At 71.0% G+C, this 20,761-nt stretch carries 17 protein-coding genes; 8 read left to right on the top strand and 9 right to left on the bottom strand.

The window, feature by feature from the left end; genetic code table 11:
* Positions 1-26 precede the first annotated feature (26 nt).
* The 3 genes from ACZ7D7_RS15955 (at position 27) to ACZ7D7_RS15945 (ending at position 4,179) form a co-directional block, all read left to right on the top strand.
* Positions 27-2,159, top strand: coding sequence for a UvrD-helicase domain-containing protein (locus ACZ7D7_RS15955; RefSeq protein ID WP_470824885.1), 2,133 nt, complete (start codon positions 27-29; stop codon positions 2,157-2,159).
* Between the two features lie 267 nt (positions 2,160-2,426).
* Positions 2,427-3,557, top strand: a complete 1,131-nt coding sequence (locus ACZ7D7_RS15950; protein WP_470824884.1) for a hypothetical protein — start codon at positions 2,427-2,429, stop codon at positions 3,555-3,557.
* A 157-nt stretch (positions 3,558-3,714) separates the two neighbouring features.
* On the top strand, positions 3,715-4,179 hold the full coding sequence (locus ACZ7D7_RS15945; protein ID WP_470824883.1) for an excalibur calcium-binding domain-containing protein: 465 nt from the start codon (positions 3,715-3,717) through the stop codon (positions 4,177-4,179).
* Positions 4,180-4,264: 85 nt separating this feature from the next.
* Here the strand turns inward: ACZ7D7_RS15945 and ACZ7D7_RS15940 are convergent, their stop codons facing one another.
* Complete coding sequence (locus tag ACZ7D7_RS15940; RefSeq protein WP_470824882.1) at positions 4,265-4,570, bottom strand: hypothetical protein; 306 nt, start codon at positions 4,568-4,570, stop codon at positions 4,265-4,267.
* A 407-nt stretch (positions 4,571-4,977) separates the two neighbouring features.
* On the opposite strand from ACZ7D7_RS15940, the gene ACZ7D7_RS15935 reads away from it, so the two are divergent.
* From ACZ7D7_RS15935 to ACZ7D7_RS15925, 3 genes are read left to right on the top strand one after another with little or no spacing between them, the layout of a single operon-like run.
* Positions 4,978-5,889, top strand: coding sequence for an ABC transporter substrate-binding protein (locus ACZ7D7_RS15935; protein WP_470824881.1), 912 nt, complete (start codon positions 4,978-4,980; stop codon positions 5,887-5,889).
* Entirely contained in the window at positions 5,886-6,839 is a 954-nt protein-coding gene (locus ACZ7D7_RS15930) for an amino acid ABC transporter permease (protein ID WP_470824880.1), read from the top strand. Before ACZ7D7_RS15935 ends, ACZ7D7_RS15930 begins: the two co-directional genes overlap by 4 nt.
* Positions 6,836-7,594 (top strand): amino acid ABC transporter ATP-binding protein, encoded by a 759-nt coding sequence (locus ACZ7D7_RS15925; RefSeq protein ID WP_470824879.1) that lies wholly within the window; start codon positions 6,836-6,838, stop codon positions 7,592-7,594. The genes ACZ7D7_RS15930 and ACZ7D7_RS15925 overlap by 4 nt, the downstream gene beginning before the upstream one ends.
* Positions 7,595-7,616: 22 nt before the next feature.
* On the opposite strand, the gene ACZ7D7_RS15920 is transcribed toward ACZ7D7_RS15925, so the two are convergent.
* Complete coding sequence (locus ACZ7D7_RS15920; protein ID WP_470824877.1) at positions 7,617-9,107, bottom strand: hypothetical protein; 1,491 nt, start codon at positions 9,105-9,107, stop codon at positions 7,617-7,619.
* A gap of 155 nt (positions 9,108-9,262) precedes the next feature.
* On the bottom strand, positions 9,263-9,661 hold the full coding sequence (locus tag ACZ7D7_RS15915) for a hypothetical protein (protein ID WP_470824875.1): 399 nt from the start codon (positions 9,659-9,661) through the stop codon (positions 9,263-9,265).
* Between the two features lie 428 nt (positions 9,662-10,089).
* Here ACZ7D7_RS15915 and ACZ7D7_RS15910 point away from each other — a divergent pair, with 428 nt between their 5' ends.
* Positions 10,090-13,905 carry an nSTAND1 domain-containing NTPase gene (locus tag ACZ7D7_RS15910; protein WP_470824874.1) on the top strand — a complete coding sequence of 1,272 codons (3,816 nt, stop codon included), beginning with the start codon at positions 10,090-10,092 and terminating at the stop codon, positions 13,903-13,905.
* A 10-nt stretch (positions 13,906-13,915) separates the two neighbouring features.
* Here the strand turns inward: ACZ7D7_RS15910 and ACZ7D7_RS15905 are convergent, their stop codons facing one another.
* The gene (locus tag ACZ7D7_RS15905; protein WP_470824873.1) at positions 13,916-14,350 is read right to left on the bottom strand and encodes a hypothetical protein; all 435 of its coding nucleotides are present in this window, start codon (positions 14,348-14,350) and stop codon (positions 13,916-13,918) included.
* 10 nt (positions 14,351-14,360) lie between these two features.
* A complete protein-coding gene (locus ACZ7D7_RS15900; protein ID WP_470824871.1) occupies positions 14,361-14,783 on the bottom strand; it encodes a hypothetical protein in 423 nt (140 codons plus the stop codon).
* 161 nt (positions 14,784-14,944) lie between these two features.
* Between ACZ7D7_RS15900 and ACZ7D7_RS15895 the strand changes: the two genes are divergently transcribed.
* Positions 14,945-15,274 carry a deoxyxylulose-5-phosphate synthase gene (locus ACZ7D7_RS15895; protein WP_470824870.1) on the top strand — a complete coding sequence of 110 codons (330 nt, stop codon included), beginning with the start codon at positions 14,945-14,947 and terminating at the stop codon, positions 15,272-15,274.
* Between the two features lie 98 nt (positions 15,275-15,372).
* Here the strand turns inward: ACZ7D7_RS15895 and ACZ7D7_RS15890 are convergent, their stop codons facing one another.
* The 4 genes from ACZ7D7_RS15890 to ACZ7D7_RS15875 form a co-directional block, all read right to left on the bottom strand.
* Positions 15,373-17,301: a discoidin domain-containing protein gene (locus ACZ7D7_RS15890; protein WP_470824869.1), complete on the bottom strand. Its 1,929-nt coding sequence runs from the start codon at positions 17,299-17,301 to the stop codon at positions 15,373-15,375.
* A gap of 212 nt (positions 17,302-17,513) precedes the next feature.
* Complete coding sequence (locus ACZ7D7_RS15885; RefSeq protein ID WP_470824868.1) at positions 17,514-18,875, bottom strand: GH1 family beta-glucosidase; 1,362 nt, start codon at positions 18,873-18,875, stop codon at positions 17,514-17,516.
* A gap of 29 nt (positions 18,876-18,904) precedes the next feature.
* The gene (locus ACZ7D7_RS15880) at positions 18,905-19,744 is read right to left on the bottom strand and encodes a carbohydrate ABC transporter permease (RefSeq protein WP_470825330.1); all 840 of its coding nucleotides are present in this window, start codon (positions 19,742-19,744) and stop codon (positions 18,905-18,907) included.
* Positions 19,745-19,760: 16 nt separating this feature from the next.
* Positions 19,761-20,750 carry a carbohydrate ABC transporter permease gene (locus ACZ7D7_RS15875; RefSeq protein ID WP_470824866.1) on the bottom strand — a complete coding sequence of 330 codons (990 nt, stop codon included), beginning with the start codon at positions 20,748-20,750 and terminating at the stop codon, positions 19,761-19,763.
* Between the last annotated feature and the right edge of the window lie 11 nt (positions 20,751-20,761).

The raw sequence follows: 20,761 nt of genomic DNA, 5'->3' as shown, positions 1-20,761 counted from the left end.
GGCAGATCGTTCCCTAAAATCCGTGCATGCCCCACCTCGCCTTCGACATCGCGTTCTGCGCGCAGCTCGACAAGCTGCAAAAGCCTGTCAAAAAGGGCGTGTTCGACGCCTGGCGCAAGTTCGAGACGCTCACGCTGGATCAGCTCTTCAAGGATCCGGGGCTGAAGCTGGAGTCGCTGAAGGGGGCGAAGGACAAGCAGATCCGGACCATCCGGATCGACCAGGGCGTGCGCGGCGTCGTCCTGGCGCCGGAGACCGGGGACACGTTCGTGCTGCTGCGGGTCGGGCCGCACGACGAGGCGACCGAGTGGGCGGTCAAGCAGAAGGCGACCATCAACTCCGTGACGCGGGCCGTCGAGATCCGCGACATCCAGACGCTGGAGGAGCTGACCCCGGCGTACGAGCAGATCGCTCCGGCGCCCGAGGAACGGCTGTTCGCGCGCGTCTCCGACGGCGACATGAAGGCGCTCGGCATCGACGAGACGACGCTGCGCCAGGCGCGAGTGCTGACGAACCTGGAGCAACTGGAGGTGTTCGCGCCGTACTTCCCGCAGGACCAGCGGGAGGTGCTGGAGTATCTCGCCGCCGGGTTCGGTGTCGAGGCGGTGTGGCGTGACGTCGTCGCGGTGAACCTCGCGAACGCGCACAGCACCGAGCCCGTCGACACCACCGACTACGCAACGGCCATCCAGCACACCCGAACCCGGTTCGCGGTCGTCACGGACGCGGAGGAGCTGCGGGACATCCTCGACAAGCCGTTCGCGGCCTGGCGGACCTTCCTGCACCCGTCGCAGCACAAGGTGGCGTACCGGCCGTCGTACTCGGGGCCGGCCCAGGTGTCCGGCGGTCCGGGCACCGGCAAGACGGTCGTCGCGCTGCACCGCGTACGGCACCTGCTGCGCCACCTGCGTGATGGTGAGCGGATCCTGCTCACGACGTACACCAACGCCCTTGTGGCCGCGCTGCGTTCGGGGCTCGCCGCGCTGGTGGAGGACGAGGCGCTGCGGGACCGGGTAGACATCATGACCGTGGACGCCTTCGCCGGCCGCGTGGTGTCGACGTCACGACGGCCGCTGCGCGGCTCCGAGGAGCAGGCGCGGTGGGAAGCCGCGGCGCAGACGGCGGGGTTCACGGGTGGCGGGCAGTTCCTGGCGCAGGAGTACAAGCACGTGTTCCTGGCGCAGGATCTGCGGACGTTCGAGGAGTACGCGGCGTGCGAGCGGCACGGGCGGGGCAGCGCGCTGCCGGTGTCGAAGCGGCCCCAGGTGTGGCAGGCCGTCGAGGAGTTCACCGAGCGACTCGCGGCGGACGGGCTGCGCACCTACCTCGGCACGTGCGTCGAGGCCGCCGACCGGCTGACGGCGGAGGGGCCGCGGTACCGGCACGTCGTGGTCGACGAGGCGCAGGACCTGCACCCCGCGCAGTGGCGGCTGCTGCGGGCCGCCGTACCCGAGCGGCCGGACGACCTGTTCATCGCCGGTGACCCGCACCAGCGGATCTACGACTCGCGGGTGTCGCTGAAGTCCGTGGGCATCCGGGTCGCCGGCCGTGCCACCAAGATGCGCAAGAACTACCGCTCCACGCACGAGATCCTCAGCTGGGCCACGGCCCTGCTGATCGGCCGTCCCTTCGAGGAACTCGCGGACGACTCCCGCAACGAGACACTGCTCGGCTACCGCTCCGCTCTGCACGGCGACGGGCCCGACCTGCACGGCGCGGACAGCGAGGAGGCGGAGCTGGAAGCTCTGGTGGGCCGCGTGCGGGACTGGCTGGACAGCGGGGTCGCACCGGGCGACATCGGGATCAGCGCCCGGTTCAACAAGACCTGCGACCGCGCCGTCGACGCGCTGAAGGCGGTCGGCATCCCCGTCAGCCGCCTCAAGGGCAACGCCGAGACCGACACCAAGACCGTCAACGTCGGCACGATGCACTCCTTCAAGGGCCTCGAATACCGCTGCGTCGCCGTCATCGGCGTCGCCGACGGCTCCCTCCCCTACCCGCCGGCCATCACCCCGTCCGACGTCGACCGCCTCCAGCACGAGGCCGACGTCATGGCCGAACGCTGCCTCCTTTTCGTCGCGTGCACCAGGGCCCGCGACGGCCTGTATGTGTCGTGGTCGGGCAAGCCCAGCACCTTCCTGGTGGAGGCGGGCGTGTGAAAAGCCGGGTAGGCACGCGAGCGAGGGACGCAGGGTCGGACCGCGCACGACCAGGTATCCAGCCGCTCACCAACCAGGACCGGAGGGCGCCTCTCAGCGCTTCGACCACCACGGCAACAAACCTCTGACTGCGCGCTACTGTTGCGCCTCAAGGGGAGGACTTCGAGCGGTAGTTGTGCCGCTCGCCGAATTGCGGCGGAGACGACAGCAAGGTGCGCCCGCACAGCACAGCTCGGCCGGTCCCGAAACAACCTGGGGGAATTCGCCATGGCCGACACGCCGATGGATGCCACTGATACCGACACCGACAGAGCCGACGCCACCGCCGACCGGAAGGTCGTCGAGCAGGAGCAGTCCGAGATCAAGGACTTCGTCAAGGGCCTCAGCGCGGACGACATCAAGTCGGGCAACTGGTTCACCAAACTCGCCGCGCATGCGATGAACTCGTACACCGAGAAGGTCGACTGGCAGTACTTCCAGGAGCGGTACGAGGGAGTACCGGCGGATGCCATCGTCGACCAGCGGATCAAGATGGCGTCCCGGTACGCCGCCCTCGAAGGCGGGCTCTCCGCCGGGGCCTACACGGCGACCGTAGCCGCCACCATCGGGAGCCTCGGAGGTGCCTCACCGGCTACCGTCCCCGCGGCCGTCGCCACAATGATGGTCGACGTCGCGTTCATCACCCAGCTCCAGCTCCGCCTGGCCTATGACATCTCCGTGCTCTACCGGGTCCCGGTCGACGTGAACGACCCCGAGGACCTGTGGAAGCTCATCCGCGTGGCCCTCACCATCAAGAGTGGGGAAGTGGTCAACAAGGGCGCGGCCAAATCGGTCCCGCTCGTGGTGCGGCCGCTGCTCAAGCACTTCTACTCCGGTGAGGTGCTCGCCGCCGCAAGGGCGCTCCCCGTCATCGGGAAGTACCTCCTGAAGCGCAACATCATCAAGATCGGTATCCCGCTCGTCGGCGTCCCCCTCGCCGTCGTGCTGAACCGCTACACGACCCTGCTCGCCGGCCGGCACGCACGCGCCGTCTTCCGGAACGAGGCGCGGGTGATCGAACTCGCCGAGGGGTTGAGCGAGCGCACCCGGCACCCGAGGTTGATGCTGTGGGTCGCATGGCTCGTCATCAGGGCGAACACGAAAATCACTGACGACGGAGCACTGTTGATGCGGCATCTGGTGAGGCTGGTCCGGGAGCGGCATCAGGTGGTCGACGAACAACTAGCCCAGCTCGTCGACATCGACCCCGCCGAGGTGTGGAAGCGCATCGACGCCGAGCCGGGGGACCTGAGCGACATCCTCGACGCGGCCGAGCGCGTGGCCGGCGTGGACGGTGACGTGAACTCCCGGGAGGAGGCCGTGATCTCCGAACTCCGGGAGCGCTGCCGCCGAGCCTGACGCCGTCGGGCAGGCCACCACCACGCCACGCCCTCAGTGCGCAACAAAGGGCGCGCGGCTCACGCCTGGTCACGGAACAGTGAAGCCTTCACGTTAACTCCACACCCTCTGCACAAAACCGCTAGCGTCAACGCTCCAACGTTCAACAGGGGGCGCCATGACCAACCCGTACACGCCGTCGTCGGTTAGACCCGCGCCCAAGTGGGCGAGGAAGCGTTACGTACTGCCCGCGCTCGGACTCGCGTTCTTCCTCGGCATCGGAGCGGGCGCCGCCGACGCACAGCAGACGGACGACGCCAAGCCGGTCGCGGCCAAGCCGCGGCCGACGACGACCGTCACCGCCACCATGACAGCGACCGAGACCGCGACACCGAGCGCGAAGCCCGAGCCCGCGCCCACCGTCACGAAGACCATCGAGGTCGAAGTCACGGAGACCGTCACCGCTGAACCCGCGTCCGACACCGGCCTCGGTGACGACGACAGCAGTGGTGGCGGCAGCGTCTACTACGAAAACTGCGCTGCGGCCCGGGCCGCGGGAGCCGCAACTGTTCGCCGGGGCGACCCCGGCTACGGCAGCCACCTCGACCGCGACAACGACGGCATCGGCTGCGACTGGGGATAGCAGCGAAGGGCCGGCAGGCGCCGGACCACCGCCGCCGGGCCGCGGACGGCGACGCCGGTCTGCGCTTGCACGGATCGGCAGCCGATCAGTAGTCGGATAAGTTCCAGAACATGCCCAACTCGGTCTCGGAGACGACGACCAGGCCGCAATCCTCCGAGTAGGCGTCGCCCAGCGGGCTGTACCCCCCGTGCGGCGTCGTGAAGTCGAGTGTGCCGGGCACAGGGCCGGGCCTGCTGACGTTGGTGTGATAGCTGGCCGCGTCCCCGTACCGCGCGAGGATCGTGCATGCCATCGCGCGCAATTCCTCCTCGCTCTCCGTGAAGCGCCTCAGGTTGGACAGGGTGCAGCAGTCGTCGGTGAGAGCCAGCAACAAGGTTCTCGGCACTCGCACGGTCGATCTCCGTAAGGCGCTGCGCCACGTGGTCCCGGCCGTGGTCTGCGAACGGGTAACCGGGGCTCCCTGCGCCCTCCTGGCTCCGCGCCGAGCCGTCGAGACCGGTCCAGCCCCGGGGGTCCGGAACGGCCCGGGTCATCAGCGCGAGGACGTCGACGACCCAGTCCTCGTGGCGACGCGGGCCCGTGGAGTCAAACGGGTACGCGTCTTCGAACAGGTGGCGTACCCCGGCTTCCCAGGCGCGCTGGTCGACAGACATGTGGTGCGGGCCCTTCTTCGGCACAGACACACCAACCCACCCTGACCGCAGGGATGTTCATAAGATTGCAACACTCGTTCCCACGATCCGGACAGAACCCGGAACGACCTCGACAAACCCAGGATCGCGCTGTCACCCTCCCGCCATGCATGTTGCCCCTCGTCCTGCTCCTCGTGTCCTGCGCCGCATCCTCGCCGGCGCCACCGTCGCCCTTCTCGCGACCGCGGTCGGCTGCGCGCCGCAGCCCGAGGCCGACGCGTCCGGGTCCTCCGGTTCGGCAGGGTCGTCCGGTTCTGCCGGGCCGTCGTGCGCCAAGGGCAAGCTCGCCACGAAGACCGCCGGCAAGTTGACCGTCGCCACCGACAAGCCCGCCTACGAGCCGTGGTTCAAGGACGACGACCCGTCCAACGGCAAGGGTTTCGAGTCGGCCGTCGCGTACGCCGTGGCGAAGCAGCTCGGCTACGGCAAGGATGCCGTGGTCTGGCAGAGCGTTCCGTTCAACAAGGCGTTCGCTCCCGGGGAGAAGACCTTCGACTTCGACATCAACCAGGTGTCGATCAGCGAGGAGCGCAAGAAGGCCGTGGACTTCTCGTCCGGGTACTACGACGTGCGGCAGGCGGTCGTCGCGTTGAAGGGATCGAAGGCCGCGAAGGCGACGCGGCTCGCCGATCTCAAGGGCCTGGAACTGGGCGCGCAGGTGGGTACGACCAGCCTGGACTACATCGAGAACGTCGTGAAGCCGACCGAGGACGCCGCCGTCTACGGCAAGAACGACCAGGCCAAGTCCGCGCTGAAGAACGGCCAGGTCGACGCCATCGTCGTCGACCTGCCGACCGCGTTCTACATCACCGCGGCCGAGGTGACCGACGCCGAGATCGTCGGCCAGTTCGAGAACCAGGGCGGTGCCCCGGAACAGTTCGGGCTGGTCATGGACAAGGGCAGCCCGCTCTCGTCCTGCGTCTCGGACGCCGTGGACGCCCTCCGCGCGGACGGCACCCTGGCGGACATCGAGGAGCAGTGGCTCTCGGACGCGGTCGACGCCCCGGTTCTCAAGTGACCGTCGCCGAGAACACGTCCGACCGGAACGGCGGGGACGACGGAGATACCGGAGATGCCGAAGGCGCCGGCGAGGGTCGCGGCAAGGAGGACCGTGCGGCCGATCCGTACGTGCCCTCTCCGCGCCGGCTGGAGCGCGAACGGTACCGGCGTGCCCGGGCCCGCCGGGCCACGGCGATCGCCGCGCTGTCGACGCTGGTGACCGGAGCCGCCCTCTATCTGCTCGTCGTCAGCGCGCCCGGCTGGCCGCGTACCAAGGAGACCTTCTTCGACCTCGCGTACGCGCGCGAGGCGTTGCCCAAGGTCCTCGAGGGTCTCTGGCTCAACCTGCGGCTGCTGCTGGTGTGCGGCGCCGCGGTGCTGGTGCTCGGCATGCTCATCGCCGTGGCCCGTACGCTGCGCGGCCCGGTGTTCTTCCCGCTGCGCGTGCTGGCGGCGGCGTACACGGACTTCTTCCGCGGGCTGCCGCTGATCATCAACCTGATGATCGTGGTCCTGGGCGTGCCGGCGCTGCGGCTCCAGGGTGTCACGGTCGATCCGGTGCTGCTCGGCGGTACGGCGCTGACGCTGACGTATTCGGCGTACGTGGCGGAGGTGTTCCGCGCGGGCATCGAGTCGGTGCATCCCTCGCAGCGTGCCGCGGCGCGGTCCCTCGGCCTCACGAACCGGCAGGCGCTGCGGTTCGTCGTGCTGCCGCAGGCCGTACGACGTCAGGTGCCGCCTCTGCTCAACGACCTCGTGTCCCTCCAGAAGGACACCGGCCTGGTGTCGATCGGCGGCGCGGTCGACGCCGTGCGCGCGGCGGACATCATCGTGGGCCGCAGTCTCAACTACACGCCGTACATCGTGGCCGGGCTGGTGTTCGTCGCTCTGACCATTCCGATGACCCGCTTCACGGACTGGGTGACGGCCCGGATGGACCGGCAGCGGGCACAAGGAGGAACGACATGAGCGGCGACGACATGCCCGTGCTGCGGATGGAGTCCGTCCGCAAGACGTTCGGCGGTTCGGTCGTCCTGAGGGACGTGAACCTGGAGATCGCTCCGCACACGGTGACCGCGCTGATCGGCGCGTCCGGCTCCGGCAAGTCCACGCTGCTGCGGTGCGCCAACCTGCTGGAGGACATCGACGACGGCGCGATCTGGCTGGACGGCGAGGAGATCACCGACCCGCGCACCGACCCGGACGCGGTACGGCGCCGGATCGGGGTGGTCTTCCAGGCGTACAACCTCTTCCCGCACATGACCGTGCTGGAGAACATCACGCTCGCCCCGCGCCGCGTGCACCGCGCCGGCCGCGCCGAGGCCGAGGAGCGGGCGCGGGAACTGCTGGACCGGCTCGGGCTGGCCGCGAAGGCGGGCGAGTACCCGGACCGGCTGAGCGGCGGCCAGCAGCAGCGGGTGGCGATCGCCCGCGCCCTCGCCGTACGGCCCCGGCTGCTGCTGCTCGACGAGATCACCGCGGCGCTCGACCCGGAGCTGGTGGGCGAGGTCCTGAACGTCGTCCGCGACCTGAAGGACGACGGCATGACGATGGTGCTGGCCACGCACGAGATGGGCTTCGCCCGCGAGGTCGCCGACCAGGTCTGTTTCCTGGACGGCGGCGTCGTCCTGGAGCGCGGCACCCCCGACGCAGTCTTCGGCGCCCCGCGCCACGCCCGCACGCGGCGCTTCCTGCACCGGATCGTGGAGGCCGGCCGGCTCTGACACCGCAGAAGCCTCGTCCGCTTCATCGGCGAACGACGGACGAGAACGCGTCGCGCACGTTCGAGTCGGACGGCTTGACGTACTGGTCGGTCGGGGCGACGCCGTAGTAGGTGATGAAGTACGGGCAGCTGGTGCCGTTGATCTCCAGCTTGCGGTCGGCCACGAGTTTGCCCGTGCGCAGCGCGTACACCTTCACCGGCACGCGGATCTTGTGGAAGGTGACGTACTTGACGCCGCCTGCGGAGCCGGACGACGGACGGTAGGGGCAGGTCTCCACGGCGGAGCCGTGGCCGGCCGAGCCCACGCAGACGACGAGCGCGGCGTCGGCCGGGATCGCGGTCCGCCACCGGTCGGGGAGTCTGCCCGTGTACTCGCTGTCGCCCAGGAAGAGCGCGCGGTTGGTGCCCCTGCGGTGGTCGGGTGCACCGCGGTATTTCGCCGGGTCCGCGCAGTACCCGGTTTTCGTGCTGTGCGTCGCGGCGACCAGGTCCCGGACGTGGTCGAGTTCGACGGCCAGGTCGGCCTTGTCGATGCCGCCGCGGGCCTTGGTCGTGCGGTCGTCGTCGGGGTACTGGTCGAGGAGTTGCCGGTAGTGCGCGCGGGCGTCCGTCCACTCCTGGCGGTCCATCAGGTCGTCGCCGCATTCCAGGAGCGCCGCCGGTGCGGTGCGGGCCGCCGCGACCGAAGACCGGTCCAGCACGTCGTGGGCGGGCTTCCTGGCGCGAAGCCAGTCGGTGACGGTCACGGTCTCGCAGGGGTCGCCGACGGGCAGCCGCCCGAGGAAGTCGTCCAGGGCCGCGGCGACGGCCGGTTCGTTGGCGGGGTCCTTCAGGAGCGCGGCCAGCGTCCCGTATCCGGACCTCAGCGAGTCGGTCTCGCCGCCCAGCCCGTGAGACAGCTCGGCGCGGGCGTCGTCCAGGCGCTCGCAGGCGTCCACGGCCGCGTCGCCCCGAGCGACCACGGGAGCGGCGGCAAGCCGGTGGCCGAATCCCACGGTCTCCTGCGCGTCCACCACGGCGGCGCAGTCGCCGTTCTCACGCGCCTCGTCCACACGGCCCACGATGCCGTGGGAGTCCAGCCGCAGCCAGCCGGTGGCCAGCAGGACGGGCACCGTCACACCGAGAGCGACCACGCGCTGGCCGCGCGGTCCGCGCCGCGCGCCCTCCAGCCGGCCGCGGGCCAGGGCCCATCCGTGGGCGACGACCGCCGCCCACCACAGCAGCAGGACGACCTCGCTCCACGTCGCGGCGGTCGTGAACACCGTCCGTACGAGGGCGACGGTGACAAGTCCGGAGACGAGGAACAACGCACGGCGCCCCATGAGGAGGTAACCCGCCCCGAGCAGCGAGGCATTGCCAACGGCGACGGCCCAGGGGTCGGGTGCGGCGTCCCGGGCTACGGGCGGACGCGTGGGCGGCCGCGCCGGGTCCGGAATGTCGGCGTGGTTGAGGTTGTCGGGGTCGTTGAGGTGATCGGGGGACTCGGGGGACTCGGGATTCTCAGGACGGTTCACGAAGTGGTTCCTCGCGGCTCGGTGCGGTTCGTCATCTGCGGTCGTCGGCTTCCGGCTCGCCGTCTGCGGTCGTCGGCTTCCGGCTCGCCGTCTGCGGTCGTCGGCTTCCGGCTCGCCGTCTGCGGTTCGTCGGCTCCGGGTGTCGGCTCCGGTCCTCAGCCCTCGGTCGTCGACCGGTCGGGGTGTGTCATGGCGGTCCGTGCCCGGACGTACGCCTCGGCGGTCGGCCCGTACAGCAAGGCCACCCCGGGGACGGCGAGCAGCGCGGCGAGGAGCAGGGTGATGCCGCCGTACAGCGGGTCGGCGAGAGCGAACGGCGTGGCGAACAGCAGGGTGACCGCCGTCAGGCAGGTGACCGTGGTCCGGGCGACGCGCCGACCGCGGCCGGCCCGGACCGCGAACCAGGAACAGACCACGAAGAGCAGGGTCATGAGGTTCTGCGCCTGCGACTGCGGGTCGGCCATGGCCGCCACCGCTGCCGTCAGCGAACCGAGGATCAGCAGGGTCACGGCGATGGTCACACTGTGCGGCCGACGGGCGGCGTCGGGGTTCACGATGCCCTCCTTGCGGGGATGCGCGTACGGGCCGGGGACGGGCGTACGGAAGGGCGCGGGCCATGACCGGCATGGGCTCCGCGCCGTCCCTCGCTCCCCCAGTGACCTGATTGCACCGCCGGGAACGGTTGTTCAGCAGCCCGTGCGCCGCGCCGAACAATGCGGAGTGCGCGCGGAACACAGCGGTCTGCGCGCGGAGCAACGTGCGGCGCGCGGAGCGACATGCGGCGCCCGTGCGGGCGGCGCAGAGGTCTCCTGCGGATGGCGCAACGCGTGAAGACACCGTGAACCCCCCGTGTTCGCCCCGGCATTGGCGCCCTTGTTGCTTGCGACGCCTCACCACCGGTCCCTACGGTGGGCGCCCGGGCGAACACCGAGCGCACACGGCGACGTGGGCGCTCGTCGGAAACGCACAACGGGGGCGGCACGTGGGGGGACATGGAGCAGGACGCCGGGAGCGGGGGCTCGATCCGCAGGCCGGGCCGGTGCAGCGGTTCGCGGCGGAACTGCGCGCCCTGCGGGAGTCGGCGGGCCGGCCGACGTACCGGGTCATGGCGCAGAAGGTGCCGTTCTCGGTGACCGCGCTGTCGCAGGCGGCGGCCGGGCGGCAACTGCCCAGCCTGCCGGTGACGCTCGCCTACGTGGACGCCTGCGGCGGGGACCCGGAGGAGTGGCGCCGGCGCTGGGAGGAGACGTCGGCGGAGGCCGCCGGCCCGGCACCCGACGGGGACGACGCGCCTGCGCCGTACCGCGGCCTCGCCCGGTACGAACCGGACGACGCCGCGCTGTTCTTCGGGCGCGACCGGCTCGTGGGCCGGTTGCGCGAACTGACTCGGCGGCGCCGGTTCACCGCCGTCTTCGGCCCGTCCGGCAGCGGCAAGTCGTCACTGTTGCGGGCCGGTCTGATACCCCGGCTGCGCGAGACGCGAGACGACGCCGACGTTCCCGCGGCGGTGCGGATCCTCACGCCCGGCGCGGACCCGGTTCGTACGCACGCGGAGCGGCTGACGCCGGTGCCGGACACGGACGCGGACACCTGGCTGATCGTCGACCAGTTCGAGGAGTTGTACACCCTGTGCGCCGACCCGGCGGCACGGGACGACTTCGTGGAGCGCCTGCTGGCGGCCACCGCGCCGGGCAGCGGACTGCGCGTGGTGATCGCCGTGCGCGCCGACTTCCTCGGCCGCTGCGCCGAACACCCCGGGCTGACAGCCGCGTTGCAGGACGCCACGCTGCTCGTCGGCCCGATGACCCGGGAGGAGCTCAGGGAGGCGGTGGTGCGTCCGGCCACCGCGGCCGGCCTGATCGTGGAGCGTGCCCTGACCGGGCGGCTGGTGGCCGAGGTGGAGGACGCTCCAGGCGGCCTGCCACTGATGTCGCACGCGCTGCTGGAGACCTGGCGGCACCGCTCCGGCCGGACGCTGACGGAGAGCACGTACGAGGCGACGGGCGGCCTGCACGGCGCCGTCGTACGCACCGCGGAACAGGTCTACGCCGACCTCACCGCCGAGCAGGCCGACTTGGCGCGGCGCATGCTGTTACGTCTCGTCGCGCCGGGTGACGGCACCCCGGACACCAGACGCCCCATGGAGCACGCGGAGCTGGCTCTCGGTGATCCCGACGACATCCGCGCGGTACTGGACCTGCTGGTGCGCGCACGCCTGCTCACCCTCGACGACGGCACGGTCGACCTGGCCCACGAGGCCCTGATCACGGCGTGGCCGCGGCTGCGCGGCTGGATCGACGCCGAACGCGACCGGCTGCGCGTGCACCGCGCCCTGTCGGCGGCGGCCCGCACCTGGCGGGAACTGGGCCGGGAGAACGCGGCCCTGTACGCGGGTTCCCGTCTGGCGGCGGCCCGCGAGGCGTTCCCGGGAGCCGGGCGCGAGCACGAACTGACGCCTGCGGAAGGGGAGTTCCTGACCGCGTCGGAACGCCGTCGCCGCAGGGGGCGGTGGCGGCGACGGGCGGTGTCGGCCGTACTCGCGACGCTGGTGCTGGTCGCCTCGGGCACCGCGGTCGTCGCCCTGCGGCTGAGCGCCACGGCGCAGGCGGAACGGGACGACGCGGTCTTCGGCCGGATCACCGCGGAGGCGGACCGGCTGCGCGACACGAACGCCTCCCTCGCCGCCGGCCTGGATGTCGCCGCGTACGGAATGCGGTCGACACCGGACCTTCATACACGCCTGGTCACGGACGCGGGCCGCGTACTGTCCACCCGGCTGGCGGGGCATGCGGAGGTCGGCAGTTCCGTGGCGTTCACGCCGGACGGCCGCACCCTGGCGAGCGGCGGTCACGACGGCACCGTACGCCTGTGGAACGTGGCGGGACAGGACGATGTGGACAGCGGCCAGGAGACCGGAGACGACAGTGCGAGGGGCACGCCGCTGGGTGAACCCCTCCCCTTCCGGAGCGGTGCCGTGGGTGCGGTGGCGTTCTCCCCGGACGGCACCCTGCTCGCGGCGACCGGCCGCGGCGGCGCCGTGCGCCTGTGGGACGTGACGGACCGCACCGCGCCTCGCGCCGTCGCGTCCCCGCCGGCCAGTCATGGCGAGGAGAACATCGTGACGGTGGCCTTCGCCCCGGACGGCCGCACCCTGGCCACGGCCGGCGACGACGGCACCGTACGCCTGTGGGACCTGACCGACCCCTCGCGCCCCGAGGCGTTGGGCGCCCCTGCCCGAGCGGACGAACGCAGCGTGCGGGCGGTGGCGTTCGGCCCGGACGGCCGCACCCTCGCCACGGCCGGATACACGGGCGTGGTGCGCATCTGGCGCGTGGCCGACACCGGCGGTCTGTCACGGCTCGGGAAGCCGCTGCGCGACCACGAGGCGTCGGTGTGGACGGTCGCGTTCTCCCCGGACGGCCGGACCCTCGCCACCGGCGGATTCGACGAGACGGTGAGGCTGTACGACACCACCGACCCCGCGCGGCCGGAACTCCTCGGCGACGCGCTCACCGCGCACTCGGCACCGGTGTGGTCCGTGACGTTCGCCCCCGACGGCCGCACCCTCGCCACCGCCGGCCAGGACGACACGGTCGTCCTGTGGAACGTGGCCAACCCCAAGTACCCACAGCAGTCGGGCGAACCGCTCACCGGTCACACGGAGGGAGTGTGGGAGGTGGCGTTCGCGCCGGACGGCCGCACCCTGGCCACCACGGGCGCCGACCGCAGCGTCCGTGTCTGGCACCTGCCCCCGACGACACTGACCGACTTCACGAACCCGCTCACGTCCGTGGCCCACAGCCCCGACGGCGCGCTGCTGGCCGCGGCGAGCACGGACGACCGGCTGATCCGCCTCTTCGAGGTACGACACCCCGGCCGTCCCCGCCATCTCCCGCGCCCGCTGTCGGGTCACGAGGCGGAGGTGCTGACCGTGGCGTTCGCCCCCAACAGCCGTACGGTGGCGAGCGGTTCGCAGGACGGCACGGTACGACTGTGGTCGGTGACGTCCCCGTCCCGCCCGAAGACCTCGGCGACCTTGCCCTCGGCGCACCCGGGCGGCGTGCTGTCGGTGGCCTACTCCCCCGACGGCAGCACCCTCGCCACGGCCGGCCGGGACGGCAGGGTCCGCCTGTGGCACGCGACGGGCACCACCACACCACGCCCGGTCGGCGCGCCCCTGCCCGCCGGGCAGGAGGAGGTCACCTCGGTCGCGTTCTCCCCGGACGGCCGCACGCTCGCCACGGCCGGCGAGGACGGCACGGCCCGCCTGTGGAACGTCACCGACCGCGCCGCACCCCAGCCGTTCGGTCGCCCCCTGCGCGGTCACTCGGACACGGTGACGTCGGTCGCCTTCGCACCGGACGGCCTCGCCCTCGCGACAGGCAGCGCCGACCGCACCGTACGCCTGTGGGACGTGACGTCCCGCACGACACCGCGCCCCTCGGGCGGGCCTCTGACCGGCCACCGCGGCGGAGTCACCTCGCTGGCCTACGCCCCCGACGGCCGGACCCTGGCATCGGGCTCCGAGGACCACACGGTACGCCTCTGGAACACCGCGACCGCCGAACCGTACGGCGAGGAACTCACCGGCCACCTCGAAACCGTCACCTCGGTCGCCTACGGCCCGGACGGCGACACCCTCGCCTCGGCGAGCAACGACCTCACGGCCCGCGTGTGGACACTGGACGCGGACCGTGCGACCCACCACATCTGCGCCCACACCGGCGGGGATCTCACCGGGCAGGTGTGGGAGGAGTCGCTGCCGGGGGTGGGGCGTCGGGACGGGTGTGGAGCGTAGGCGCCGCGGTTCAGACGTACGGATACTCCTCGGACGCCACCCCAACCACCCCGTCCAACCTCAGAAACGCGCAACTCACCGTGCCCGACTGAGCGATCAGCATGTCGGGGACGTGGGACTCGTAGAAGCGGAGGTGCCCGATGGGGCCCACGGTCGTGGTGCGGGCGCCGAGCCACTGGAGGATCGTGCGCAGGTCGGTGAACTGGTCGGGGTGCGCCTCCTGGCGGACGGTGAGCGCCCAGCCTCCGTCGACCTGTTGCAGCTGCGCCACTTGCAGGCCGCCGACGCGGTGGGCGGGTCCCCGGCCGTCCCACAGGGGGTACTCGTACGTGCCGTCCTGCCGGCCGCCCTCCTCCGCCAAGTGCCAGCGCAGCAGCGCGAGTTCCGGCTGCGCAAGGGTGTCCGGCAGGTCGAGTGCGAGTTGCAGTTCGTAGGTGTCGGCCATGATCGTCAGGCTACAAGCCCGCCCGTTTCAGCAGCACCGGCAGCGCCTCCGGCTTCACCTTCTGCACCGAACGCACCTGGCCGAGGCCCAGTTCGTCACGGGTCACCGGATCGCGGTGCAGCGCCTTCGTCGCCTCGGGCAGCAGGGTGGCGGCGACCAGGAAGGTGACGTCGGGGTCCTCCGTGTCCTCCCAGGGCTCTTCGTCGACCTCTGCCACCGCGGAGACCGCGGAGTCCGGCCGGGTGAAGTAGAACCAGAGGCGGTCGCCCGGCTTCATGCGGTTGCGGCGGCTGAGCCAGAGCTCCAACTCCGGGTCCTCCTCCGCCAGTCGGCGGATGGTCTCCTTGTCGGAGGGCTCACCGTCCAGGGTGTCCCTGTGCGGATCGAGGATGTAGATCCAGTCCGCCACAGCAGCCCCCTCGCCCAACGCCATTGGATGCAGCGCTCCATCGTGCCAGGCCGCACCCGCCTCGCGCATTCCTATTTCGTACGGCAGTCCGAACGCGTCCGAAACCGGCGCCGTCCGGGCGGGCCCACCACGGGCGTCGGAAAACCGTTCGCCCTCCGCCTTCCCTTCTCCCTAACCTCGATCGCATGCCGCCCGCCAAGACCTCCTACGTCTGCCTGCCCTGCCGCGCGTCCTACAAGCAGCCCTACGGCAGGGATCGGGTGCGGGTCTGTCCGCGGTGTCGGCGGGAGTTGGTGCACGTCGGGTCGGCGTTCGCCGCGCCGGGGCGGCGGGACGCCGAGGCGTGGCGGGTGCTGTCGGTGCTGTTGCACGCCGGCGTGCGGTTCCACAAGAGTTGTTGCGGCGGGCCGGGTTACCGCCCGCGCACCCTCCGCGAGGTGCGCGAGCGGCTGGCGTACGCCCGGCGTACGGGAGAGCCGTTCGCCCGGGCGCTCACCCGGCCCGAGCTGCCCTGACCCGGCGACCGACCTCCACGCCGCCGCCCTGGCCCACCGACCGTCGGCCGCCCCGGCTCCGCGTGACCTCCACGCTCCGACGGGACGTCACGCCGCGCTCACCTCTTCTGCTCCACCCGCACCCAGTCCACCTCCGCCTGCACTCCCCCGCCCGCGATGCGGTCCACGCTCGACTGCGGCAGGCCCCAGTACGGGCTCGTGACCTTGTTCCAGCCGGCCGGGTAGGCGCCGCCCAGGGCCAGGTTGAGGATCACGTACTGGTCGTGGTCGAAGACCCATTCCCCCCGCGTCGACTCCAGCTTGTTGCGGGTCGTCTCCTGGACCAGGCGGTCGTCGACGTAGAAGCGCATGGTCGTCGGTGTCCAGTCGACCGCGTACGTGTGCCACTGGTCCGCGCGGCCGCCGTTCGGGTAGGTCTGGCGGGCGCCGATGTTGCCGTCCGCCGAGTAGCCCGGGCCGTGCAGCGCGGTGCTCGTCCAGTCGCCGTAGCCGACGTTCTCCATGATGTCGGTCTCGCCGGAGCCCGGCCAGCCGACGTTCGGGGTGTCGACGTCGCTGCCCAGCATCCAGAACGCCGGCCAGAAGCCGTCCCCTACGGGCAGTTTCATGCGCGCGCTGACCCTGCCGTACGTGAAGTCGAACTTCGTGTTGGTGTCGATGCGCCCCGACGTGAAGTCGTACGTGCCGCCGCCCGCTCGCGTGCAGCCCTTGCAGTACTTGGCGCGCAGGATCAGACTGCCGTTCTCCGTGCGGATGTTGTCCGTCGAGTCGACGTACGCCTGCGACTCGCCGTTGACCGGGCCCATCTCCGTGCCGGTGCGGACCACCCGCCACTTGCCCCGGTCCAGGGCCGTGCCCGTGAAGTCGTCGAAGAACGTGGTCTGGTAGGTGCCCTGCTGTTCGCCCGGCAGGGCCGGGTAGGCCGCCGCGGCGCTGCCTCCCGTGCCCCAGACCTGGAACTCGTAGAGGGAGTAGCCGAACTGTGCCGTCGACGGGGCCGGGTTGTAGAAGGAGCGGCGTTCCTTGCCGAGCATGCGGACGTAGCGGCCCCTGGCAGGCTGCGGGAGCCGCACCGAGTCGTGGATGCCGACCGCCTCCGCCGGCGACTTGACGTTCGCCCGGCGTGCCGCGACCTCTGTCGACGATGGACGGTAGACCGTCTGCCATGTGCGGTTGTCGTCGGACACCTGCAGTTCGTAGTCGACTGCATACGCCGCTTCCCAGTACAGGTCCACCGTGTCGATCGTCGACACCGCGCCGAGGTCCACCGACACCCAGCGGTCCGCGTTCCAGTCGCTCGACCAGCGCGTGGCGTCGTCCTTGAGGTTGGCCGGCCAGCCGCCGTCCGTGACGAACGCCGGGGAGTTGCCCGCGTGCTGGTAGAAGTTCGCGTACGCCGGGTGGTTCAGGGCGAGGTTGGTGCGGGTGGTGGACGCCGGGGCCGGTTCACCGCCGTAGACGCGGAAGGAGTAGAGGGAGTAGCCGTACGGGGTGGCGCGCTGCACGCCGCGCATGCGGATGTAGCGGCCCCTCACCTCCTGCGGGTACGTGTGGGCCGTGACCGTGCCGCCCGTGCCGTCGGTCTCCGTGTAGAACGGCGTCCAGTCGGTGCCGTTCGTCGACGCCTCCAGGACGTACTGCTTTCCGTACGCCGCCTCCCACTCGAGCACCACCCGGTCGATCCGGATCGTCGAGCCGAGGTCGAGACGGAGCCACGCGTCGTCGGCGAAGTTGCTCGACCAGCGGGTGGAGTTGTTGCCGTCGAAGGCGAGGCCGGGGCCGAGGCCCGCGTTCTCGCTGCCGGAGGCGGTGGCGGCGGCCGGATTCGCCGCGTACGACGCCGCCGCCCGGTCGGTGTCCCATGCGGCGGCAGCGACGGACGGTGCGGCCGCGGCCGGCGTCAGGAAGGCCTGGCCCGCCGCCAGCACGGCCAGTGCCGTCAGTGCGGTCAGGAGGGGGCGGCGGCGAGTCGTGCGCGTCCTGGCGGTGCGGGGGATGTGCGGAGTGTGTGAGGTGAGGGGAGTCATGCGGTTCTCCTCTGCCGGGCTGGAGTGGGGGCCGAATCCGGTTCTGTTCCTGGTTCGGTGTGTCCGGGCCTTGCCGCATTGCCGATGGAGATGTGTCGCGTACCTGACATCCACGCTTGCTGGTGTGATGGCCCGTGGCAGGCGCGGACTCCCGCAGCCGCGCCCACCACGGTGTTGTGGGGACCCCGTGATGCGGGGTCGGACCGGCGGGGTCAGGCCGCCCTGCGGGCCGCCTCGCCCCGGTGTCCGCGGATGATGTCCGCGTACCGGTGGCCCGTGCCCTTGATCGTGCGGACCTGCGTGCGGTAGTCCACGTGGACCAGGCCGAAGCGCTTGTCGTAGCCGTACGCCCACTCGAAGTTGTCCAGCAGCGACCAGGCGAAGTAGCCCGCCAGCGGGACTCCCCTGCGGGCCGCCGAGGCGCATGCCGCGAGGTGCTGGACGAGGTAGTCCTGGCGCTCCGGGTCGTCGACGGTGCCGTCCGGGCGGACCGTGTCGGGGAACGCCGAGCCGTTCTCCGTGACGTACAGCTTGCGGGCGCCGTACTCCTCGGTGAGGCGCAGCAGGAGCGTCTCGATGCCGCTCGCGTCGACCTCCCAGTCCATGCCGGTGCGCGGGACGCCCGGACGGCGGACCATGCGGGCGTGGGGTGCGGGGCCGGTGGGGTCGTCGGCGATCGTCTGCGGGAAGTAGTAGTTCAGGCCGAGCCAGTCCAGGGGTGCGGCGATCGTCTCCATGTCGCCCGGCTTTTCCGGGAGTTCGACGCCGTAGTGCTCGCGCATGTCGGCGGGGAAGCCGCGGCCGTGCACCGGGTCGAGCCACCAGCGGTTGGTGTGGCCGTCCATGCGGCGGGCCGCCGCCTCGTCCTCGGGGCGGTCGGTCGCGGCGTGGATCGTGGACAGGTTGTTGACGATGCCGACTTCGGCGTTCGGGGCCGCCGCGCGGATCGCCTGCGCGCCGAGGCCGTGCGCGAGGAGCAGGTGGTACGACGCCCGGACGGCGGCCGTCAAGTCGGTCCAGCCGGGCGCCATCTTGCCCTCCAGGTGGCCGATCCACGCAGAGCACAGCGGCTCGTTGAGGGTGGCCCAGTGGGTGACGCGGTCGCCGAGCCGCTCGGCGACGACCGAGGCGTACGCGGCGAAGTGCTCGGCCGTCTCGCGCTCGGGCCAGCCGCCGCGGTCCTGGAGTGCCTGGGGCAGGTCCCAGTGGTAGAGGGTGACGGACGGGGTGATGCCCGCCTCCAGCAGCCCGTCGATCAACTCGTCGTAGAAGGCGAGGCCCTTGGCGTTGACCGGGCCGTCGCCGCCGGGCACGACGCGTGGCCAGGCGATCGACAACCGGTAGGCGTTCGTGCCGAGGCGGCGCATCAGGTCGATGTCCTCGCGCCAGCGGTGGTAGTGGTCGCAGGCGACGTCGCCGTTGTCGTCGCCGTCGATCTTTCCGGGCGTGTGCGAGAACGTGTCCCAGATCGACGGTGCACGGCCGTCCTCGGCCACGGCTCCCTCGATCTGGTACGCCGAGGTGGCCGTGCCCCACAGGAAGTCGTGCGGAAGTGCGGCGAAGTCGATGGTCACGGAAGTCCCTTCGTCATCTTGCAGGTTGGTCACTTGACGGCTCCGGCCGTCAGCCCGGCGACGAGGTAGCGCTGCAGCAGCAGGAAACCCGCGACCACGGGGACGCTCACCACGAGGGAGGCGGCCATGATCTGGTTCCAGTACACGTCGTTGAGCGTGGAGTAGCCCTGGAGTCCGACGGCGAGCGTGCGCGTGGTGTCGTTGGTCATCACCGACGCGAACAGCACCTCGCCCCAGGCGGTCATGAAGGCGTACACCGACACCGCGACGATGCCGGGGATCGCGGCCGGCACGACCACCCGGAACAGGGCGCCGAGCGGGCCGCAGCCGTCCACCTTCGCCGCCTCGTCCAGGTCGCGCGGCACCGAGTCGAAGTACCCGATCAGCATCCAGATCGAGAACGGCAGGGAGAAGGTCAGATACGTCAGGATCAGGCCGCCGCGCGAGCCGAACAGGGCGAGGCCCGTGGCGTTGCCGATGTTGACGTAGATGAGGAACAGCGGGAGCAGGAAGAGGATGCCGGGGAACATCTGCGTCGACAGCACGGTCACCGTGAAGACGCGTTTGCCGCGGAAGTCGTACCGGCTGACCGCGTACGCCGAGAACACGGCGATCACCACGGAGCAGACCGTCGCCGCGCCCGCCACGATCAGCGAGTTCACGAAGTACTTCGCGAGCGGCACCGTCGACCAGATGTCGATGTACGGGCGGATCGTCAGACTGCTCGGCAGCCAGCGGAACTTGCCCGTGACGTCCGCCAGCGGCTTCAGCGAGCTGGACACCATCACGTAGACCGGCACCAGGACGAAGCCGGTGAGCAGGGTGAGGAAGATCCGACGGCACCACAGGAACGAGCGGGGCGGCGCCATCGGGGACGCCGTCTGGCTAGGCATCGGCCGCCCTCCTTCCGCGCGAGGTGAGGAACAGGTACACGCCCGTCACGACCAGCAGGAACAGCAGCAGCAGGACGGACATCGCGGAGCCCGCTCCGAAGTTCCAGTTGGTGAAGGACGCCTGGTAGATGTGCACCGAGATCAGGTCGGCGGCCGGCGGCGCGGTCTTGCCGAACAGCACGTACGGCGTGTTGAAGTCGTTGAACGTCCACAGGAACAGCACCAGGACCAGCACCTGGTTGACCGGGCGCAGCGACGGCAGGGTGATGCGGCGGACCTGCTGCCACATGCCGGCGCCGTCCAGCGCGGCGGCCTCGTACAGCTCCTTGGGGATGTTCTGCAGGCCGGCCATCACGATGAGGAACGCGAACGGCCAGCCCTTCCAGACGGACACCGTCAGCAGCGCGTAGAAGCTGTTGTCGCCGATGAGCCAGAAGGACGGCTTGTCGGTGATGCCGAGCTGGTCGTGCAGGACGTGGTTCACCAGGCCGTTGTCGTGCTGGAACATGAACACCCAGGTGATGACGGCCGCGTAGACCGGCAGGGCGTACGGCACCAGGAACAGGGCGCGCAGCAGGCCCCGGCCGCGGAAGGTGTCCTGCATGAAGACCGCGGCGGCCGTGCCGATCAGCCAGCACAGGCCGACGGACAGGACGGTGAAGCCGACGGTGACGAGGAAGGACCGCAGCAGGGCCTCGCCGACGGGGGCGTTGAAGTCGACGGACAGCTTGTAGTTGTCGACGCCCGACCAGGGGGCGGTGCCCCAGTCGCGGAGGGTGAACTGCGTGAGCTCCTTGAAGCTCATCACGATGCCCATGACCATCGGCACCAGGTGGACCAGCAGTTCGAGGAGCAGGGCGGGCAGCAGGAGCAGGTAGGGCAGGGAGACGCGGCGGACCCGCCCGGGGCGGCGGCGGGGGCCGCGCGCCGCCTGGGGGGAACTCTTGCGCACCGCGGGCTCCGTGGCGACGGGGCTCGTCATGGCGGTGTGGG

It is taken from the genome of Streptomyces sp. NPDC037054, from assembly GCF_055606745.1.
This window is presented reverse-complemented; position numbering and strand designations above follow the sequence as displayed.

Coding starts and splice junctions, on each gene's coding strand:
- ACZ7D7_RS15955 (WP_470824885.1), top strand. CDS start 27: ATGCCCCACCTCGCCTTCGACATCGCGTTCTGCGCGCAGCTCGACAAG.
- ACZ7D7_RS15950 (WP_470824884.1), top strand. CDS start 2,427: ATGGCCGACACGCCGATGGATGCCACTGATACCGACACCGACAGAGCC.
- ACZ7D7_RS15945 (WP_470824883.1), top strand. CDS start 3,715: ATGACCAACCCGTACACGCCGTCGTCGGTTAGACCCGCGCCCAAGTGG.
- ACZ7D7_RS15935 (WP_470824881.1), top strand. CDS start 4,978: ATGCATGTTGCCCCTCGTCCTGCTCCTCGTGTCCTGCGCCGCATCCTC.
- ACZ7D7_RS15925 (WP_470824879.1), top strand. CDS start 6,836: ATGAGCGGCGACGACATGCCCGTGCTGCGGATGGAGTCCGTCCGCAAG.
- ACZ7D7_RS15905 (WP_470824873.1), bottom strand. CDS start 14,350: ATGGCCGACACCTACGAACTGCAACTCGCACTCGACCTGCCGGACACC.
- ACZ7D7_RS15900 (WP_470824871.1), bottom strand. CDS start 14,783: ATGGCGTTGGGCGAGGGGGCTGCTGTGGCGGACTGGATCTACATCCTC.
- ACZ7D7_RS15895 (WP_470824870.1), top strand. CDS start 14,945: ATGCCGCCCGCCAAGACCTCCTACGTCTGCCTGCCCTGCCGCGCGTCC.
- ACZ7D7_RS15890 (WP_470824869.1), bottom strand. CDS start 17,301: ATGACTCCCCTCACCTCACACACTCCGCACATCCCCCGCACCGCCAGG.
- ACZ7D7_RS15880 (WP_470825330.1), bottom strand. CDS start 19,744: ATGGCGCCGCCCCGCTCGTTCCTGTGGTGCCGTCGGATCTTCCTCACC.
- ACZ7D7_RS15875 (WP_470824866.1), bottom strand. CDS start 20,750: ATGACGAGCCCCGTCGCCACGGAGCCCGCGGTGCGCAAGAGTTCCCCC.